The sequence below is a fragment of the Nocardiopsis sp. NPDC055551 genome (assembly GCF_053619415.1).
On sequence record NZ_JBSHJJ010000001.1, the window covers coordinates 252,992 to 267,233 of the forward strand.

The 14,242-nt window shown below is 69.3% G+C and carries 12 protein-coding genes; 7 read left to right on the plus strand and 5 right to left on the minus strand.

Annotation, left to right across the window (positions count from 1 at the left end):
- Window positions 1–88: 88 nt before the first annotated feature.
- Window positions 89–2,713: an HAD-IC family P-type ATPase gene (locus ACWGSK_RS01055; protein ID WP_452454898.1), complete on the minus strand. Its 2,625-nt coding sequence runs from the start codon at window positions 2,711–2,713 to the stop codon at window positions 89–91.
- 218 nt (window positions 2,714–2,931) lie between these two features.
- Here ACWGSK_RS01055 and ACWGSK_RS01060 point away from each other — a divergent pair, with 218 nt between their 5' ends.
- On the plus strand, window positions 2,932–3,762 hold the full coding sequence (locus ACWGSK_RS01060) for an NRDE family protein (RefSeq protein ID WP_358512340.1): 831 nt from the start codon (window positions 2,932–2,934) through the stop codon (window positions 3,760–3,762).
- Window positions 3,763–3,807: 45 nt separating this feature from the next.
- On the opposite strand, the gene ACWGSK_RS01065 is transcribed toward ACWGSK_RS01060, so the two are convergent.
- Complete coding sequence (locus ACWGSK_RS01065) at window positions 3,808–3,933, minus strand: hypothetical protein (RefSeq protein WP_358512343.1); 126 nt, start codon at window positions 3,931–3,933, stop codon at window positions 3,808–3,810.
- A gap of 215 nt (window positions 3,934–4,148) precedes the next feature.
- Here ACWGSK_RS01065 and ACWGSK_RS01070 point away from each other — a divergent pair, with 215 nt between their 5' ends.
- The 3 genes from ACWGSK_RS01070 to mshC all read left to right on the plus strand — a co-directional run bounded on the left by ACWGSK_RS01070 (window position 4,149) and on the right by mshC (window position 6,130).
- Window positions 4,149–4,463, plus strand: coding sequence for a hypothetical protein (locus ACWGSK_RS01070; protein ID WP_358512346.1), 315 nt, complete (start codon window positions 4,149–4,151; stop codon window positions 4,461–4,463).
- 153 nt (window positions 4,464–4,616) lie between these two features.
- Window positions 4,617–4,808, plus strand: a complete 192-nt coding sequence (locus ACWGSK_RS01075; RefSeq protein WP_157091114.1) for a hypothetical protein — start codon at window positions 4,617–4,619, stop codon at window positions 4,806–4,808.
- A 98-nt stretch (window positions 4,809–4,906) separates the two neighbouring features.
- Complete coding sequence (mshC, locus tag ACWGSK_RS01080; RefSeq protein WP_358512349.1) at window positions 4,907–6,130, plus strand: cysteine--1-D-myo-inosityl 2-amino-2-deoxy-alpha-D-glucopyranoside ligase; 1,224 nt, start codon at window positions 4,907–4,909, stop codon at window positions 6,128–6,130.
- 61 nt (window positions 6,131–6,191) lie between these two features.
- On the opposite strand, the gene ACWGSK_RS01085 is transcribed toward mshC, so the two are convergent.
- Window positions 6,192–6,731, minus strand: a complete 540-nt coding sequence (locus ACWGSK_RS01085; RefSeq protein WP_358512352.1) for a nitroreductase family deazaflavin-dependent oxidoreductase — start codon at window positions 6,729–6,731, stop codon at window positions 6,192–6,194.
- Window positions 6,732–6,923: 192 nt separating this feature from the next.
- On the opposite strand from ACWGSK_RS01085, the gene ACWGSK_RS01090 reads away from it, so the two are divergent.
- Window positions 6,924–7,349: an ABATE domain-containing protein gene (locus ACWGSK_RS01090; RefSeq protein ID WP_358512355.1), complete on the plus strand. Its 426-nt coding sequence runs from the start codon at window positions 6,924–6,926 to the stop codon at window positions 7,347–7,349.
- Between the two features lie 19 nt (window positions 7,350–7,368).
- On the opposite strand, the gene ACWGSK_RS01095 is transcribed toward ACWGSK_RS01090, so the two are convergent.
- Together ACWGSK_RS01095 and ACWGSK_RS01100 are read right to left on the minus strand one after the other, a co-directional pair.
- The gene (locus ACWGSK_RS01095) at window positions 7,369–8,520 is read right to left on the minus strand and encodes a glycosyltransferase family 4 protein (protein ID WP_358512358.1); all 1,152 of its coding nucleotides are present in this window, start codon (window positions 8,518–8,520) and stop codon (window positions 7,369–7,371) included.
- Window positions 8,521–8,795: 275 nt separating this feature from the next.
- A complete protein-coding gene (locus ACWGSK_RS01100; RefSeq protein WP_452454899.1) occupies window positions 8,796–9,635 on the minus strand; it encodes a PAC2 family protein in 840 nt (279 codons plus the stop codon).
- A gap of 281 nt (window positions 9,636–9,916) precedes the next feature.
- Between ACWGSK_RS01100 and metH the strand changes: the two genes are divergently transcribed.
- Together metH and ACWGSK_RS01110 are read left to right on the plus strand one after the other, a co-directional pair.
- The gene (gene metH / locus ACWGSK_RS01105; protein ID WP_358512364.1) at window positions 9,917–13,390 is read left to right on the plus strand and encodes a methionine synthase; all 3,474 of its coding nucleotides are present in this window, start codon (window positions 9,917–9,919) and stop codon (window positions 13,388–13,390) included.
- 87 nt (window positions 13,391–13,477) lie between these two features.
- Window positions 13,478–14,194: an HAD family hydrolase gene (locus tag ACWGSK_RS01110; protein WP_452454900.1), complete on the plus strand. Its 717-nt coding sequence runs from the start codon at window positions 13,478–13,480 to the stop codon at window positions 14,192–14,194.
- Window positions 14,195–14,242: the final 48 nt, after the last annotated feature.

Sequence of the window (14,242 nt, forward strand, 5' to 3'; positions counted from 1 at the left end):
GCTGAACAGTTCCCACGCTGACCGAAGGGCAGGTCGGGAACGGGAAAGGGCCCGTGACCGATCGGTCACGGGCCCTCGAAGACGTGGCTCAGGCGGCCGGAGTGCGTTCGCGGGCGGCCTCGTCCTCCTCTGCGGCCCTCGCGTCGGCCGCCGCCCGCGACTTGGCCATCATCCGATCGTCCACTACCCGGATCACCGTGATCGCCACGATCGCCACCCCGGCCACGGCCAACCCGGTCAGCACCTTGGTCGGGTCGCTCACGTCCAGGTCGAAGAACCACCGACCCACCGGCGTCACCATGGCCAACGTCAACAGCCCCACCATGGAGCCGACCAGCGCCACCTTCCACCACACATAGGGCTTGGCCACCAACAGCAGCACCCACAGCGTCGTCGCGCACAGCGTGATCACCACGGCGGTGCGGTCGGAGGGATCGGGCACCGTGCGCCCACCCAGCACCAGCAGGTACGTCGTCACCGCCGCGACCCCCGCCACCAGCCCCGACGGGATCGCCAGACGCAACGTGCGCAGCACGAACCCCGGCCGGACGATGTCGGTGTTGGGCGCCAACGCCAGGAAGAACGAGGGGATGCCGAACGTCACCGCGTTGATCAGGGTGGCGTGCCGAGGGAAGAAGGGGTAGGCGACCGCCAACAGACCCACGACGATGGCCAAGGTCATCGTGTACACGGTCTTGGTCAGGAACAGGCTCGCCACCCGTTCGATGTTGCCGATCACCCGACGACCCTCGGCCACCACCTTCGGCAGCACGGCGAACCGATCGTCCAACAACACCAACTGGGCCACCGAACGCGACGCCGGGCTGCCCGCGCCCATCGCCACCCCGATGTCGGCCTCCTTCAGCGCGAGCACGTCGTTGACGCCGTCACCGGTCATGGCCACCGTGCGCCCGCGGTCGCGCAGGCCGCGCACCATGTCCCGCTTGCGTTCGGGGCTCACGCGACCGAACGACGAAGAGGCCTCCACCTCGCGCGCGAGCGTCTCGGGGTCCTCGGGCAGATCCCGGGCGTCCACCGGCCGGTCCGCGCCGGGCAGGGAGAGCTCACGGCCCACGGCGCCCACCGAGGCGGCGTGGTCGCCCGAGACGATCTTGACGTCCACGCCCTGGGCGGCGAAGTAGTCCAGGGTCGGTCCGGCGTCCTCGCGCACCCGCTGGTCCAGGACCACCAGGGACACCGGACGAACGGTGCCCGGGGCCAGCTCGGCGTCGACCCGTACCGATGCCCGGGCCAGCAACAGCACCCGAAGCCCCTGGGCGCCCAGCCTGGCGGCCTCGGCCGCGGCGGGGGAGTCCGAGGGGGCCAGGACGTCGGCCGCGCCCAGCACCCAGTGTTCCTCGCCGGTGGGGGCGAGCAGGCTCGCCCCGCTCCACTTGCGCGCCGAGGAGAACGGGGCCAGCGCCGTCACCCGCCATCCCGGGGCCGGTCGTCCCTGGGCGGTGAGGCCCTCGGCGATCGCGGCCATGCTGGGGTTGGGGTCGGGGTCGCTGTCCGCCAGCGCCGCCAACACGACGGTGGGGGTGGAAGCGGATTCGCCGTCGGCCTCAGAGGAGGTGCCGCCGAGGTCGCGGACCTCTGCGAGCCTCATCCCGACCTCGGTCAGGGTGCCGGTCTTGTCGGTGCACACCACGTCGACGCGGGCCAGACCCTCGATCGCCGGTAGCTCCTGTACCAGGCACCGGTGCCGGCCCAACCGGATCACACCGACCGCGAACGCGATGCTGGTGAGCAGGATGAGCCCCTCGGGGATCATGGACACCAACGCCGCCACCATGCTGCGCAGGGCGTCGGCCAGGGGACCGGAGATCCCACCGCTGACGGGTTCGGCGTCCAGGGTGACGTGGCCGCCCATGAAGAGTTGGCTGTAGATGAGCAGGGCGCCGATCGGGAACAGCGCGAAGGTGATCCAGCGCAGGATCAGGTCGATCCCCGAACGCAGTTCCGAACGCACCAGGGAGAAGCGGCTCGCCTCCTCGGCCAGACGTACCGCGTAGGCGTGGCGCCCCACCTTGGTCGCCCGGAAGCGGCCCGTGCCCGCCACCACGAAGCTGCCCGACATCACGGTGTCGCCCGGCTGCTTGAGCACCGGGTCGGCCTCACCGGTCAGCAGTGACTCGTCGACCTCCAGCCCGCCGGCCCAGGTCACCTCGCCGTCCACGACGATCTGGTCACCGACACCGATCTCCAGGACCTCGTCGAGGACGATCTCCTGGGTGGCCACGCGGACCGTCGCCCCGTCGCGGACCACCCGGGGCCGGGCGGCGTTGACGATGGCGAGCTTGTCCAGGGTCCGCTTGGCCCGCAGTTCCTGGACGATGCCGATGAACGTGTTGATCACGATGACCATGGCGAACAGGCCGTCCTGGACGGGGCCGATCACCGCGATGATGGAGAACAGCACCGCGATCATCGCGTTGATGCGGGTGAAGACGTTGCCCCGGATGATCTGGCCGACACTGCGGCTCGCCCGGACCGGGACGTCGTTGGTACGTCCGGTGGCCACGCGTTCGGCGACCTGCCGCCGCGAGAGCCCGGGCTCGGACGGGGGAGCCAACGGCGACCCCGGCGGTCCCGGAGAGGGCCCCGGGTCTGTCGCTGTGGAGGCCGGACCCCGGTGGTTCGGGTCTGCTTCTTCGGGCACGCGTGACTCCTGGTCGGGCAAGGAAGTACGAAGGAACCGTGACGGCGTCATCGGGCGCCCCGTCCCACCGGTCCCTCTGTCAACGAGAACGAGCGTAGAACGACCCAGAATAGAAGAGTCCCGGTGGGAAGGCGCTAAAGTCGGCCACCCGATCCCAAGGGATGCGCGCCCCACTCGCGCGGGGGGAGCGATCACCACCGGAGCGGGGGAGGAACCACCATCGTGGGCTCGCGGGGTTCGCCCTGGAGCAGACGACGTCAGGGGGATGGATGTGCACCGTCATCGTCGGGTTCGATCCGGACGCGGCCACACCGTTGGTCGTGGTCGCGTTGCGGGACGAGATGCGATCGCGTCCCTGGGAGGGGCCCGCCCACCACTGGCCCGAGCGTCCCACGCTGATCGGTGGCCGTGACCGGCTCGCCGGCGGGACCTGGTTGGCCGTCGAGCCCACCGGGCCCAGAACGGCGGCGCTGCTCAACGGGTGGCCCTGGGACGGTCGCATGCCCTGGGAGGGCGCCTACCCGGCGAGCAGGGGCGACCTGCCGTTGCGCACGCTCGCGCGCCGTGCGCGCGATCCCAGGGGCGGCCGGGGCCCGTTGGAGGGGGAGGACCCCACCCGGTACGCGCCCTTCCACCTGCTGGACGCCGACGCGCGCCACGCCACGCTGCACAGCTGGGACGGGCGTTGTCCGGACACCCGCTCGTTGCCCACGGGGGTGACCACCATCGTCAACACGGGGCTGGATCCGGCCGACCCGCGAGCCGCCCGGCACACGCCGGAGTTCGCTCGGACCCGCCCCGATCCCGACCTGGCCGCACTCGACACCCCCGTTACGGGCACAGGGGAGGAGGCCGTCCGGCGGATCTGGGGGCGGTGGCCGGAGCTGGTCACCGAGGCCGCCCACGCGAAGCCGAGGACGCCGGGTGTGGGGCCGGACCAGGGTGACCCGTCGGGACTCGTCGCCCACGCGGACCTGGGCGAGGGCCAGGTGTGGGGGACCGGATCGGTCACCCTGCTGGCCCTGGCCCGGGACGGGGTGCGTTACGCCTTCACCGACGCTCCGGACCGGCCGGAGGCCTGGCGGATGATCCCGACCTGACCTCGGGCGCGTCCGCGGCGCGGATTCCCGTGGAGCTCCACCCGGTCAGAGGACCAGGAAGAACCCGGCCACCATGACGGTCACGGTCACGAAGGCGATGATCGCGAGGAGGGCGTTGGACCGGAAACGCTGGTCATCGCCGGTCTTGAAGGGGGTGAAAGTGTCTTCCATGGCCGCATTATGCCCCATCCCCAAGGGTCCGGTCGGAACCACAGGGGGCGCTTCACGGGCCCTCGGTGGTCGACCGATCGCGGGACGTCATGCCCGGGTCGACGGGTAGGAGAATCCTTCTCGTAGAAGTTTTCCGAAAGCGCGTCATAGGTGAGGTGCGGGAGAGTCTCCTCTGAGACAGCAGTCAACACCGATCACTTCTCGAGGAACAAGTCATGATGAGCGCCCGCCCCGTTTCCACTTCCGCCCTGCGTCCCATGGGCGAGCCCGCCGAACTGGTGGGACAGTGGGTCCGGGTGTACGACGACGGCACCGTCGGCCTGCTCTTGGCCGCCGACAACACCTTCTGGAGCATGCGCACCCCCACCGGGATCCGCTCCGGGACGGGCCGTCTGGCCGCCGAACCGGTGACCGAGCGGTCTCCGGCCAAGCCCGTCCGTCGGCGGCTGCGCGCGATGATGGACGACCCCGGGTTCCCGGCCTCGGAGGACCTCGACCTCCTCGACCTGCAATTGGCCGCCCACCCCTGAGCACCCCTTCCTCCCTGGTCGCCGGGCGCGGGCGGCCAGGGGACTGTGAGTCATCGCCTAAAGCACACGTAAACCGCCAGTGCGGACGAGGCGTCTCTCTGTGTGACGGACCGGACGGTCGTCGCGGCGCGAGCCGACAGGTGGGGGGTGTCCATGACCGACCGCAGTGGTCACTATCTGGAGTCGGGTGCGTACTGGTTGCTGTACGTCGTCTCCGTCAGCGGAGCGCTGTTGCACTGGCGACTGGGGAACGAGATCCTCGCCGCGGTCTGTGGCGCCACCGCCGTTCTCAGCGCGCTCCTCATCGGTCGTGGATCCTTCCCCTTCGCCGCCCAGCAGCGGTGAGCGGCGAGGTATTCCCACACGATCTGCGGTCATCATCACCCGGGGCCCCACCCGATATGGGTGCGTTCGTCGACCGGACGTGCGGATAGTCTGCCCTCATGCGTTCATGGTCTGCGCCTGACATCGTCCCCCTGCCGGGTACCGGCGGCCCCCTGCGTATCCGCGACACCGCGACCGGCCGGATACGGACGACCACACCGGGTCCCACCGCGGGCGTGTACGCCTGCGGGATCACCCCCTACGACGCCGCCCATCTGGGTCACGCGTTCACGTACTTGACCTTCGACCTGGTCAACCGGGTCTGGCGGGACGCCGGACACGACGTGAACTACGTCCAGAACACGACCGACATCGACGACCCGCTCCTGGAACGCGCGAAGGCCACCGGGGTGGATTGGCGGGATCTCGCCCATCGCGAGATCGACGTCTTCCGTGAGGACATGGCGGCCCTGTCGATCATCCCGCCGACCTCCTACGTCGGCGTGGTGGAGTCGGTCGACCTCATCAGTGAACTCGCCGTACGCATTCGGGAGACCGGTGCCGCCTACGAGATCGACGGCGACCTGTACTTCTCCGTGGCCAAGGCTCAGGAGTTCGGCGAGATCGGAAACCTGGACCGCGCGCAGATGCTGGAGCTGTTCGGGCAGCGCGGCGGCGACCCCGAGCGTTCCGGTAAGAAGGATCCACTCGACTGGCTGCTGTGGAAGGCCGAGCGCCCCGGCGAGCCCGCCTGGGACAGCCCCTTGGGCCGCGGCCGACCCGGTTGGCACATCGAGTGCAGCGCGATCGCCCTGGACCGGCTGGGCCCGGGCTTCGACATCAACGGTGGCGGCAACGACCTGATCTTCCCGCACCACGAGATGGGCGCGGCCGAGACCCGCTGCGTCACCGGCGGCCCCAACGCCCACAACCACCTGCACGTGGGCATGGTCGGTCTGAACGGCGAGAAGATGTCCAAGTCACTGGGCAACCTCGTGTTCGTCTCCAAGCTGCGCCGACAGGGCGTGGATCCGGCCGTCATCCGCCTGGCCATGCTCGGCCACCACTACCGCGACGCGTGGGAGTGGACCGATGTCGAGCTGCCCGCCGCCACCGAACGCGCCGAGCGCTGGCGGGCCGCCTTCGCCCTGGGCGCGGGCCCCGACGCGGCCCCCGTGCTCGCCGCGGTGCGCGCCGCCCTGGCCGAGGACCTGGACTCCCCGGCGGCATCGGCCGCGGTGGACACCTGGGCCACCGCCGCGTTGACGGAGGGAGGCGCCGACACCGGTGCCCCGGCGCTGGTCCGCGCCACCGTCGACACCCTCCTGGGCGTCAAGCTCTGATCCGCTCCGTGCCCGCCCGATCGTGGCGGGCACGGAAGGGTCCGGACCCGTCAACGGTCCCTCAGGGCGCGCAATGATCGGGAAAGCGCGGGCCCGGCGGCTGTTCGGGTAGCAATCGCACCACAGGGACCCCGTGGCGCGGGTCGGCGCCGAGCCGTTCGTACACGTGCGGGTCCCCGTCGACGTCGTGCCCCAGCGCCCGCATGAGCGCCTCGACCGCCTCGGGGTGCTTCTGCGCCTGATGGGTCAGGACCCGCCCCGACTCCGCCGGTGGCAGCGGAACCGCGGTGCCTCGCTTGCGTTCCCGCCCCACTTGGAACAACACCCGTGGTTCGCGCGCGATGTTGCGGAACCACTGCGCGCGGTCCCCGAACCCGGAGGCCACCAGGACCGCCCCGGTGACGGAGTTGGTGTCCAGGATCTCCAACACCGCCTGGCGGGGTTCGCCGGTGCTGCGGCCCCGGTGGGTGAGCAGGACGAAACGGCCGCCCATCAGGCCGCCCAACCCGAGTCGGTACAGCCAGATCGGGGTGCGCAGCACGGACCGCCCCAGCGGGGTGTCGGGCGGTGCCTGCTCGTGCGCCGGTAGTGGATGCGTCATGGTGCCTCCTGGGCCGGGGGTCGGAACGGCCCGATGGTAGTGAGGCGAGGTCGTTCTGGCACGGGTGCCACGCCGGCACCCGGCTCCGACGTCCGTTATGCGGGGATCGATGTGGATTCGTCGTGTCCACCTGTGGCCACGACATGGCCGAAACACCCCCAAAGGTCGCCCCCGCGTGATGGGATGTCGCGCATGACCACGACCACGACCAACACCCCCACGCGGCCCAGCGCCGCGGCGGAACTCATCGCGGACTTCGTCTCCACCGGAGGTCGCCTCAGCGACCGGGCCGAGCTCGCGGGCTTCCTGCGCGAACACCACTTGGTCACCGAGGGCGCGATCCCCATCACCCTGGCGGACCTGGACGAGACCCTCACCCTGCGCGATGGAATCCGCGCCATCTTGGACCGTGACACCGAACCCGACCCCGAGACGCTGGCCCGGGCCCAGAAGGTCCTGGACGGGCTGCGCGTGACCGTGCGCCTGGAACCCGATGGACACTCCGAGTCCCCGCTGGCCCCGGCCGTGGTCGACGAGGTCCGCCGCGGGCTGGCCCGCATCGCCGGAGCCTGGGCCGCGGTCCTCGCCAGCGGGGAATGGCGCCGCCTGCGACTCTAGGGAGTGTCCTTCGGGTCCCTCAGGAGCGGTGGTGTTCGAAGAACTCCTCCCACTGGGGGATGACGCACTCCAGTTGGTAGCGGGAGGAGGCCTCCAGGGCGTGGGCGCCCATGCGGTGGCGCTCCTCTCGGTCCTCCACCAGGCGAAGTAGCGATCGGCCCAGCGCCTCGGTGTCCTGCGGTGGCACGAGCAGTCCTGTGTGCTCGTGCTCGATGATCTCTCCGGGACCGTGCGGGCAGTCGAAGCTCACCACAGGTAGCCCGACGGAGAAGGCCTCCACGATGGTCATCCCGAAGCCCTCCACCTTGGAGCTGACCCCGAGGATGGAGGCCTTGGACAGCTCCGAGGTCAGGTCGCGGGTCTGGCCCATGAGCTTGACGCTGTCCTGGACGCCGTGCTTGATGGCGGCCTCCTCGATCTGGCTCGCCCTGTCCCCGCTGCCGTAGATGCGCAGGCTCCAGTCGGGGTGCTCGGCGGACACCCGGCTGAACGCCTTCACCAGCTTCGGGTACTGCTTGACCGGGGACAGGCGTCCCGCGGCCGCGATCACCGGTTCGTCCAGGGTCGAGGGGGTCGGCTCGCCCGGGTCCACGGCGTTGGGGATCACGGTGAGGAAGTCGGTGTCCGGGCCCAGCAGCCGCTGGTAGGCGTGCCGGTCGGTCTCGGTGAGTACGCTCAGCCCGTCCAGGTTCCGGTAGTGCCGCTCGATCGCCTTGACCAGGTCCGGCTTGTGCTCGTTCAGGTTGAGGTGTTCCTGGCCGATGAGGCACAGACGCTTGGGAGCCCAGGCGGCCAACATCAGGTTGATGCCGGGACGGGTACCGATCACCACGTCGGCGTCGGTGGTGCGCAGGTACCGGTGCAATCCCGAGACGGCCTCGGGGCTGAAGTTCTGGTTGCGCTTCAGTTCGGACTCGGGCACGACCGAACCCACCCTTCGGGTCCAGCGTCGACGACCGAAGGCACCGAGGGTCGGTTCCTCGGTGGTGTGATCGTGCAAAGGCCACAGCCGCACCCCGTCGGGCAGCTTGAAGAAGGGCGCCTTGCGCCTGCGGGCCAGGCTGACGATCTCGACCTCGTGCCGCTCGGAAAGCCCGCGGGCGAGGTTGTACACGGTTCTCACCGTGCCACCCATGGCGTAGCCGTTGGCGATGACGAAGGCGATTTTCATCTGTGTTGTACCCCCCGTTCCCTCCCCGCGCGGAAGGAAGGGATGATCGGTCCGGCCAACCGGAGGCGCCGCCATCGGGGCAGGACGGATGTGGAGACGTCCCGTCGTTCCCCCCGGCGCGACGGGTGCCCCACTCGCGTCACCTCCGGTCCGCGAGCCGTGTTCTCGGAACCTATCGCCCGGGGGCTAAAATACGCGTAACGGCGAGGCCGGGTCCGGCGTGTCGCCTTTCACCGGTCGCTCGTCCGGCTGGTCGTTCCACGCGTGCCCCGGGGTCAATCGTCGTCGTGGCGGCGCAGGTAACGCTCGAATGCCTGGGCGATGGCGTCACCGGAGGCCTCGGGAAGCTCCACGGTGTCCTTGGCCTCCTCCAGACCGCGCACGTAGGCGGCGATGTCCTCGTCCTCGGCGGTGAGGTCGTCGACCCCGGCCTCCCACTTGACCGACTCCTCCGGCAGTTCGCCGAGCGGGACCCGGGCCCCGGTGAACTCCTGCACCCAGCCCAGCAACGCCATGGTCGCCTTCGGGCACGGGGGCTGGGCCACGTAGTGAGGGATGGCCGACCACAGCGACACCGTCTCGATACCCGCGGCGCTGAACCCCTCGTGCACCACGCCGACGATTCCGGTGGGGCCGGAGTAGGTGGAGGCCTCCATGCCGTGGCGCTCGCCCAGTTGGTGCGGGGAGGACATGCCGGTCACCGGGACGGGGCGGGTGTGCGGGGCGTCGGCCAACAGGGAACCCAACAGCACCGCGCGCCGCACGCCCAACTCACGGGCGATCGCCAACAGGTCGGCGGCGTAGGAACGCCATCGGACGTTGGGTTCGGGGCCGCTCACCAGGACCAGGTCGCGGGACGAACCGGGCGGGCGGACCACGCTCACCCGGGTCGTGGGCCACTCGACCTCGCTCAGCCGCCCGTCGACCACGGACATGCGCGGTCGGGTGACCTGGAAGTCGTAGTAGTCGTCCGGAGCCAGGGAGCACAGTTCACGGGCGTCCCATTGCTCGGACAGATGTTCCACGGCAAGGCTCGCCGCCTCGCCGGCGTCGTTCCACCCCTCGAACGCCGCCACCATCACAGGCTCGACGAGCTCTCGGTCGAGCTGGATCATGCACGGCCCCTTCCTGAACGCGGACGCGTCCTACCCTATGGGGTGGCGCCAGAACCGAGAAACCGTTCCGCGGACCTCGCGGGAGGTGCTCGGGCCTCTGACTTTGGGACACCGGTCTCACGTGGCGAAACAGGCGATGAGGTAGCCTCGCAGCAGCGACTGACCAGGACACCGATGTCCCAGGCCGCTTCCACTGTCGTGCGTCGTGGTCCCCGCCGGTGCCGTTCGTCACGAGCGACTCGCCAGGGTTCCACGAGGCCCCGAGATTAGAGTTGCCGATTATGAGAGATCGACGGACATTCCGTGAAGCACTGTCCCAGCGCGTGGTCGTTGCGGACGGGGCGATGGGCACCATGTTGCAGGCGCACGATCTCGACCTCGACCAGTTCGAGGGGCACGAGGGTTGCAATGACATCCTGAACTTCACCCGGCCTGACATCATCCGGGAGACCCACGCCGCCTTCTTCGAGGTCGGGTCCGACTGCGTCGAGACCAATACCTTCTCCGCCAACTTCGGTGGGCTGATCGAGTACGGGATCCAGGACCGTACCTACGAGGTCGCCGAAGCGGGCGCCCGTATCGCCCGTGAGACCGCCGACGAGTACTCCACCGCCGACCAACCCCGCTACGTACTGGGCTCCGTCGGCCCCGGAACGCGGCTACCGACCCTGGGACACAACCCCTACGCGCTGTTGCGCGACTACTACGAACAGGCCGGACGAGGACTCATCGACGGTGGCGCGGACGCCATCCTCATCGAGACCTGTCAGGACCTGCTGCAGGTCAAGGCCGCGGTGGTGGGCGCCAAACGGGCCCGCAAGGCACTGGGCAAGGACATCCCGATCATCGCCCAGGTCAGCATCGAGACCAGCGGCACCATGCTCATGGGTTCGGAGATCGGCGCCGCGCTGACAGCGCTGGAACCGCTGGGCATCGACGTCATCGGGCTCAACTGCTCCACCGGCCCGGCCGAGATGAGCGAGCACCTGCGCTACCTGTCGCACCACTCCACGATCCCCATCTCCTGCATGCCCAACGCCGGTCTGCCGGAGCTGGGGCCCAACGGGGCGGTCTACAACCTCTCCCCGGAGGCGCTCACCGACGCCCACGACACCTTCACCTCCGAGTTCGGGCTCAGCCTGGTCGGCGGCTGCTGTGGAACCACCCCCGAGCACCTGCGTCAGGTCGTGGAGCGGGTCCAGGGACGTGGGATCAAGAACCGCAAGCCCCTGGTGGAGCCCTCGGTCTCCTCGCTCTACCAGAGCGTGCCGTTCCGCCAGGACGCCAGTTACCTGGCCGTGGGCGAGCGCACCAACGCCAACGGTTCCAAGAAGTTCCGTGAGGCCATGCTGGCCGAGCGGTGGGACGACTGCGTGGAGTTGGCCCGCGACCAGATCCGCGACGGCGCCCACATCCTCGACCTCAACATCGACTACGTGGGTCGTGACGGCGTCGCCGACATGCACGAGCTCGCCACCCGCTTCGCCACCGCCTCCACCCTGCCGGTCATGCTCGACTCCACCGAACCGCCGGTCCTGGAGGCCGGGTTGGAGGCGATGGGCGGTCGCGCGGTGATCAACTCCGTCAACTACGAGGACGGCGAGGGCCCCGGCACCCGGTTCGACCGCATCATGGAGTTGGCCTCCGAACACGGCGCCGCCGTGGTCGGCCTGTGCATCGACGAGAACGGCCAGGCCCGCACCGCCGAACACAAGGTGCGGGTGGCCTCCCGTCTCATCGATCAGCTCACCGGCGAGTGGGGGATGCGCACCGGTGACATCGTCATCGACTGCCTCACCTTCCCCATCACCACCGGACAGGAGGAGACCCGCAGGGACGGGATCGAGACCCTCGAAGCGATCCGTGAACTCAAGAGTCGTTACCCGGACGTGCAGACCACCCTTGGTCTGTCCAACCTGTCCTTCGGCGTGAACCCGGCCGCCCGCATCGTGCTGAACTCGGCGTTCCTGCACGAGGCGGTCCAGGTGGGTCTGGACTCGGCGATCGTGCACGCCTCCAAGATCCTGCCGATCAACCAGATCCCCGAGGACCAGCTCAAGGTCGCCCTCGACATGATCTACGACCGGCGTGAGGGCGACTACGACCCGCTGGGCACCTTCATCGACATGTTCACCGGGGTGGACGCCCAGTCCATGAAGGCCTCCCGCGCCGAGGAGCTGGCCGCGCTGCCGCTGTGGGAGCGCCTGGAGCGTCGCATCATCGACGGCGAGCTCACCGGCATCGAGGCCGACCTGGACGAGGCGCTGGCCGAGCGCCCGGCCCTGGCCATCGTCAACGACACCCTCCTCTCGGGCATGAAGACCGTCGGTGAGCTGTTCGGCTCCGGCCAGATGCAGCTGCCGTTCGTCCTCAAGTCCGCCGAGGTCATGAAGTCGGCCGTGGCCTACCTCGAACCGCACATGGAGAAGACGGACGATGACGGCAAGGGCCGCATCGTGCTCGCGACCGTCAAGGGCGACGTCCACGACATCGGCAAGAACCTCGTCGACATCATCCTGTCCAACAACGGCTACGAGGTCGTCAACCTCGGCATCAAACAGCCGGTGTCGGCGATCCTGGAGGCCGCCGAGGAGAAGCGGGCCGACGTCATCGGGATGTCGGGTCTGCTCGTCAAGTCCACGGTGGTCATGAAGGAGAACCTGGAGGAGATGAACTCCCGGGGGATGTCGGCGAACTTCCCCGTGCTGTTGGGCGGCGCGGCTCTCACCCGCTCCTACGTGGAGCAGGACCTGGCCGAGATGTTCGGCGGTGAGGTCCGCTACGCCAAGGACGCCTTCGAGGGTCTGCGCCTGATGGACACCCTCATGGCGGTCAAGCGCGGCGAGGAGGGCGCCAAACTGCCCGAACTGCGTCAGCGCAGGGTCAAGCGGGGCGCCACCCTCAAGGTCACCGAACCCGAGGACATGCCCGCCCGCAGTGACGTGTCCACCACCAACAAGGTGCCCACGCCGCCGTTCTGGGGCGACCGCATCAGCAAGGGCATCCCGCTGGCCGACTACGCCTCCTTCCTCGACGAGCGAGCCACGTTCATGGGGCAGTGGGGGCTGAAGGCCTCCCGAGGCGGCAACGGTCCCACCTACGAGGAGCTGGTGGAGACCGAGGGGCGTCCGCGCATGCGGATGTGGTTGGACCGGATCCAGACCGAGGGCCTGCTGGAGGCCGCGGTCGTGCACGGCCACTACCCTTGCTACAGCGAGGGTGACGACCTGGTCGTGCTCGACGACGAAGGGGTCACCGAACGCACCCGCTTCACGTTCCCGCGTCAGCGCCGCGACCGGCACCTGTGCCTGTCGGACTTCTTCCGGCCCAAGGAGTCGGGAGAGTTGGACGTGGTCTCCTTCCAGGTGGTGACGGTCGGCGCGGCGATCAGCCGGGCCACCGCGGAGTTGTTCCAGAAGAACGCCTACCGCGACTACCTGGAGCTGCACGGCCTGTCCGTACAACTGACCGAGGCGTTGGCCGAGTACTGGCACACCAGGGTCCGCGCGGAGCTGGGCTTCGCGGGGGAGGACCCGGCCGAGCTGGACGCCTTCTTCAAGCTCGGTTACCGGGGCGCCCGGTTCTCCCTGGGTTATGGGGCCTGCCCCGACCTGGAGGACCGCGCCAAGATCACGAAGCTGTTGGCGCCGGAGAGGGTGGGGGTGACGTTGTCCGAGGAGTACCAGCTTGTTCCCGAGCAGGCCACCGACGCGATCGTCATTCATCACCCCGAGGCGACATACTTCAACGTCTGACCGGCTCAGGTGAGGCCCCACCGGCGTTCCGACGCAGGTGGGGCCTCTCCCCATGTCGGGTCCGACACCCACGAGTCGAGAAGAGTCATGAGCACTGTGAGTTCCGAACCGTCCGAGTCCCTTCGAGTCCCCGCCGCCCAGGAGTCCGGCCGCCGTCTGCAGGCGGTCCTGCTGGACATGGACGGCACCCTCATCGAGAGCGAACACCTGTGGAACGAGTCGGAGGCGGAACTCGTCGCCGAACTGGGCGGGGTGTGGACCGAGAAGGACCACCTGGCCAACGTGGGTAATGCCGCCACTCCTGTGGGGCGTTACATCATCGAGTTGACCGGGGCCGACCTCACACCGAGACAGGTCGCCGACCGGCTCTACGACCGGTTCCGCGCCAAACTGGAGCAGGGCGCGGAACTGCGTCCCGGGGCCAAGGAACTGGTCACCATGCTGTCGGAGGCGGGCGTTCCGGTGGCGTTGGTGACCTCCACCGAACGCGAGTTGGTGGCCACCGCCATCGGTGGGATCGGCCTGGAGAGCTTCGATGACTCGGTGGCCGGTGACGAGGTGGAGGCCAACAAGCCCCACCCCGATCCCTACCTCAGGGCCGCGCGTCGCCTGGGCGTGGACCCGAGACGGTGTGTGGCCGTGGAGGACTCCGTGGTGGGGGTGGCCTCGGCCGCCGACGCCGGGTGCGCGACCGTCGCCATTCCGAACCACATCGAGGTCCCGCCCCGCGAGGGCGTGGTGTTCCGCGACAGCCTGGTCGGGGTCGACCTGGACTGGTTGGAGTCCTTGGTCGCCGACCGCTGACACTCCCGGACCGTGGACGTGCGGGGCGCGCGGTAGCGTGGTGATGGA

Excerpts from the sequence above, each read along its gene's own strand:
- ACWGSK_RS01055 (WP_452454898.1), bottom strand. The coding sequence starts at position 2,713 with ATGACGCCGTCACGGTTCCTTCGTACTTCCTTGCCCGACCAGGAGTCA.
- ACWGSK_RS01060 (WP_358512340.1), top strand. The coding sequence starts at position 2,932 with ATGTGCACCGTCATCGTCGGGTTCGATCCGGACGCGGCCACACCGTTG.
- ACWGSK_RS01065 (WP_358512343.1), bottom strand. The coding sequence starts at position 3,933 with ATGGAAGACACTTTCACCCCCTTCAAGACCGGCGATGACCAGCGTTTC.
- ACWGSK_RS01070 (WP_358512346.1), top strand. The coding sequence starts at position 4,149 with ATGATGAGCGCCCGCCCCGTTTCCACTTCCGCCCTGCGTCCCATGGGC.
- ACWGSK_RS01075 (WP_157091114.1), top strand. The coding sequence starts at position 4,617 with ATGACCGACCGCAGTGGTCACTATCTGGAGTCGGGTGCGTACTGGTTG.
- mshC (WP_358512349.1), top strand. The coding sequence starts at position 4,907 with ATGCGTTCATGGTCTGCGCCTGACATCGTCCCCCTGCCGGGTACCGGC.
- ACWGSK_RS01085 (WP_358512352.1), bottom strand. The coding sequence starts at position 6,731 with ATGACGCATCCACTACCGGCGCACGAGCAGGCACCGCCCGACACCCCG.
- ACWGSK_RS01090 (WP_358512355.1), top strand. The coding sequence starts at position 6,924 with ATGACCACGACCACGACCAACACCCCCACGCGGCCCAGCGCCGCGGCG.
- ACWGSK_RS01095 (WP_358512358.1), bottom strand. The coding sequence starts at position 8,520 with ATGAAAATCGCCTTCGTCATCGCCAACGGCTACGCCATGGGTGGCACG.
- ACWGSK_RS01100 (WP_452454899.1), bottom strand. The coding sequence starts at position 9,635 with ATGATCCAGCTCGACCGAGAGCTCGTCGAGCCTGTGATGGTGGCGGCG.
- metH (WP_358512364.1), top strand. The coding sequence starts at position 9,917 with ATGAGAGATCGACGGACATTCCGTGAAGCACTGTCCCAGCGCGTGGTC.
- ACWGSK_RS01110 (WP_452454900.1), top strand. The coding sequence starts at position 13,478 with ATGAGCACTGTGAGTTCCGAACCGTCCGAGTCCCTTCGAGTCCCCGCC.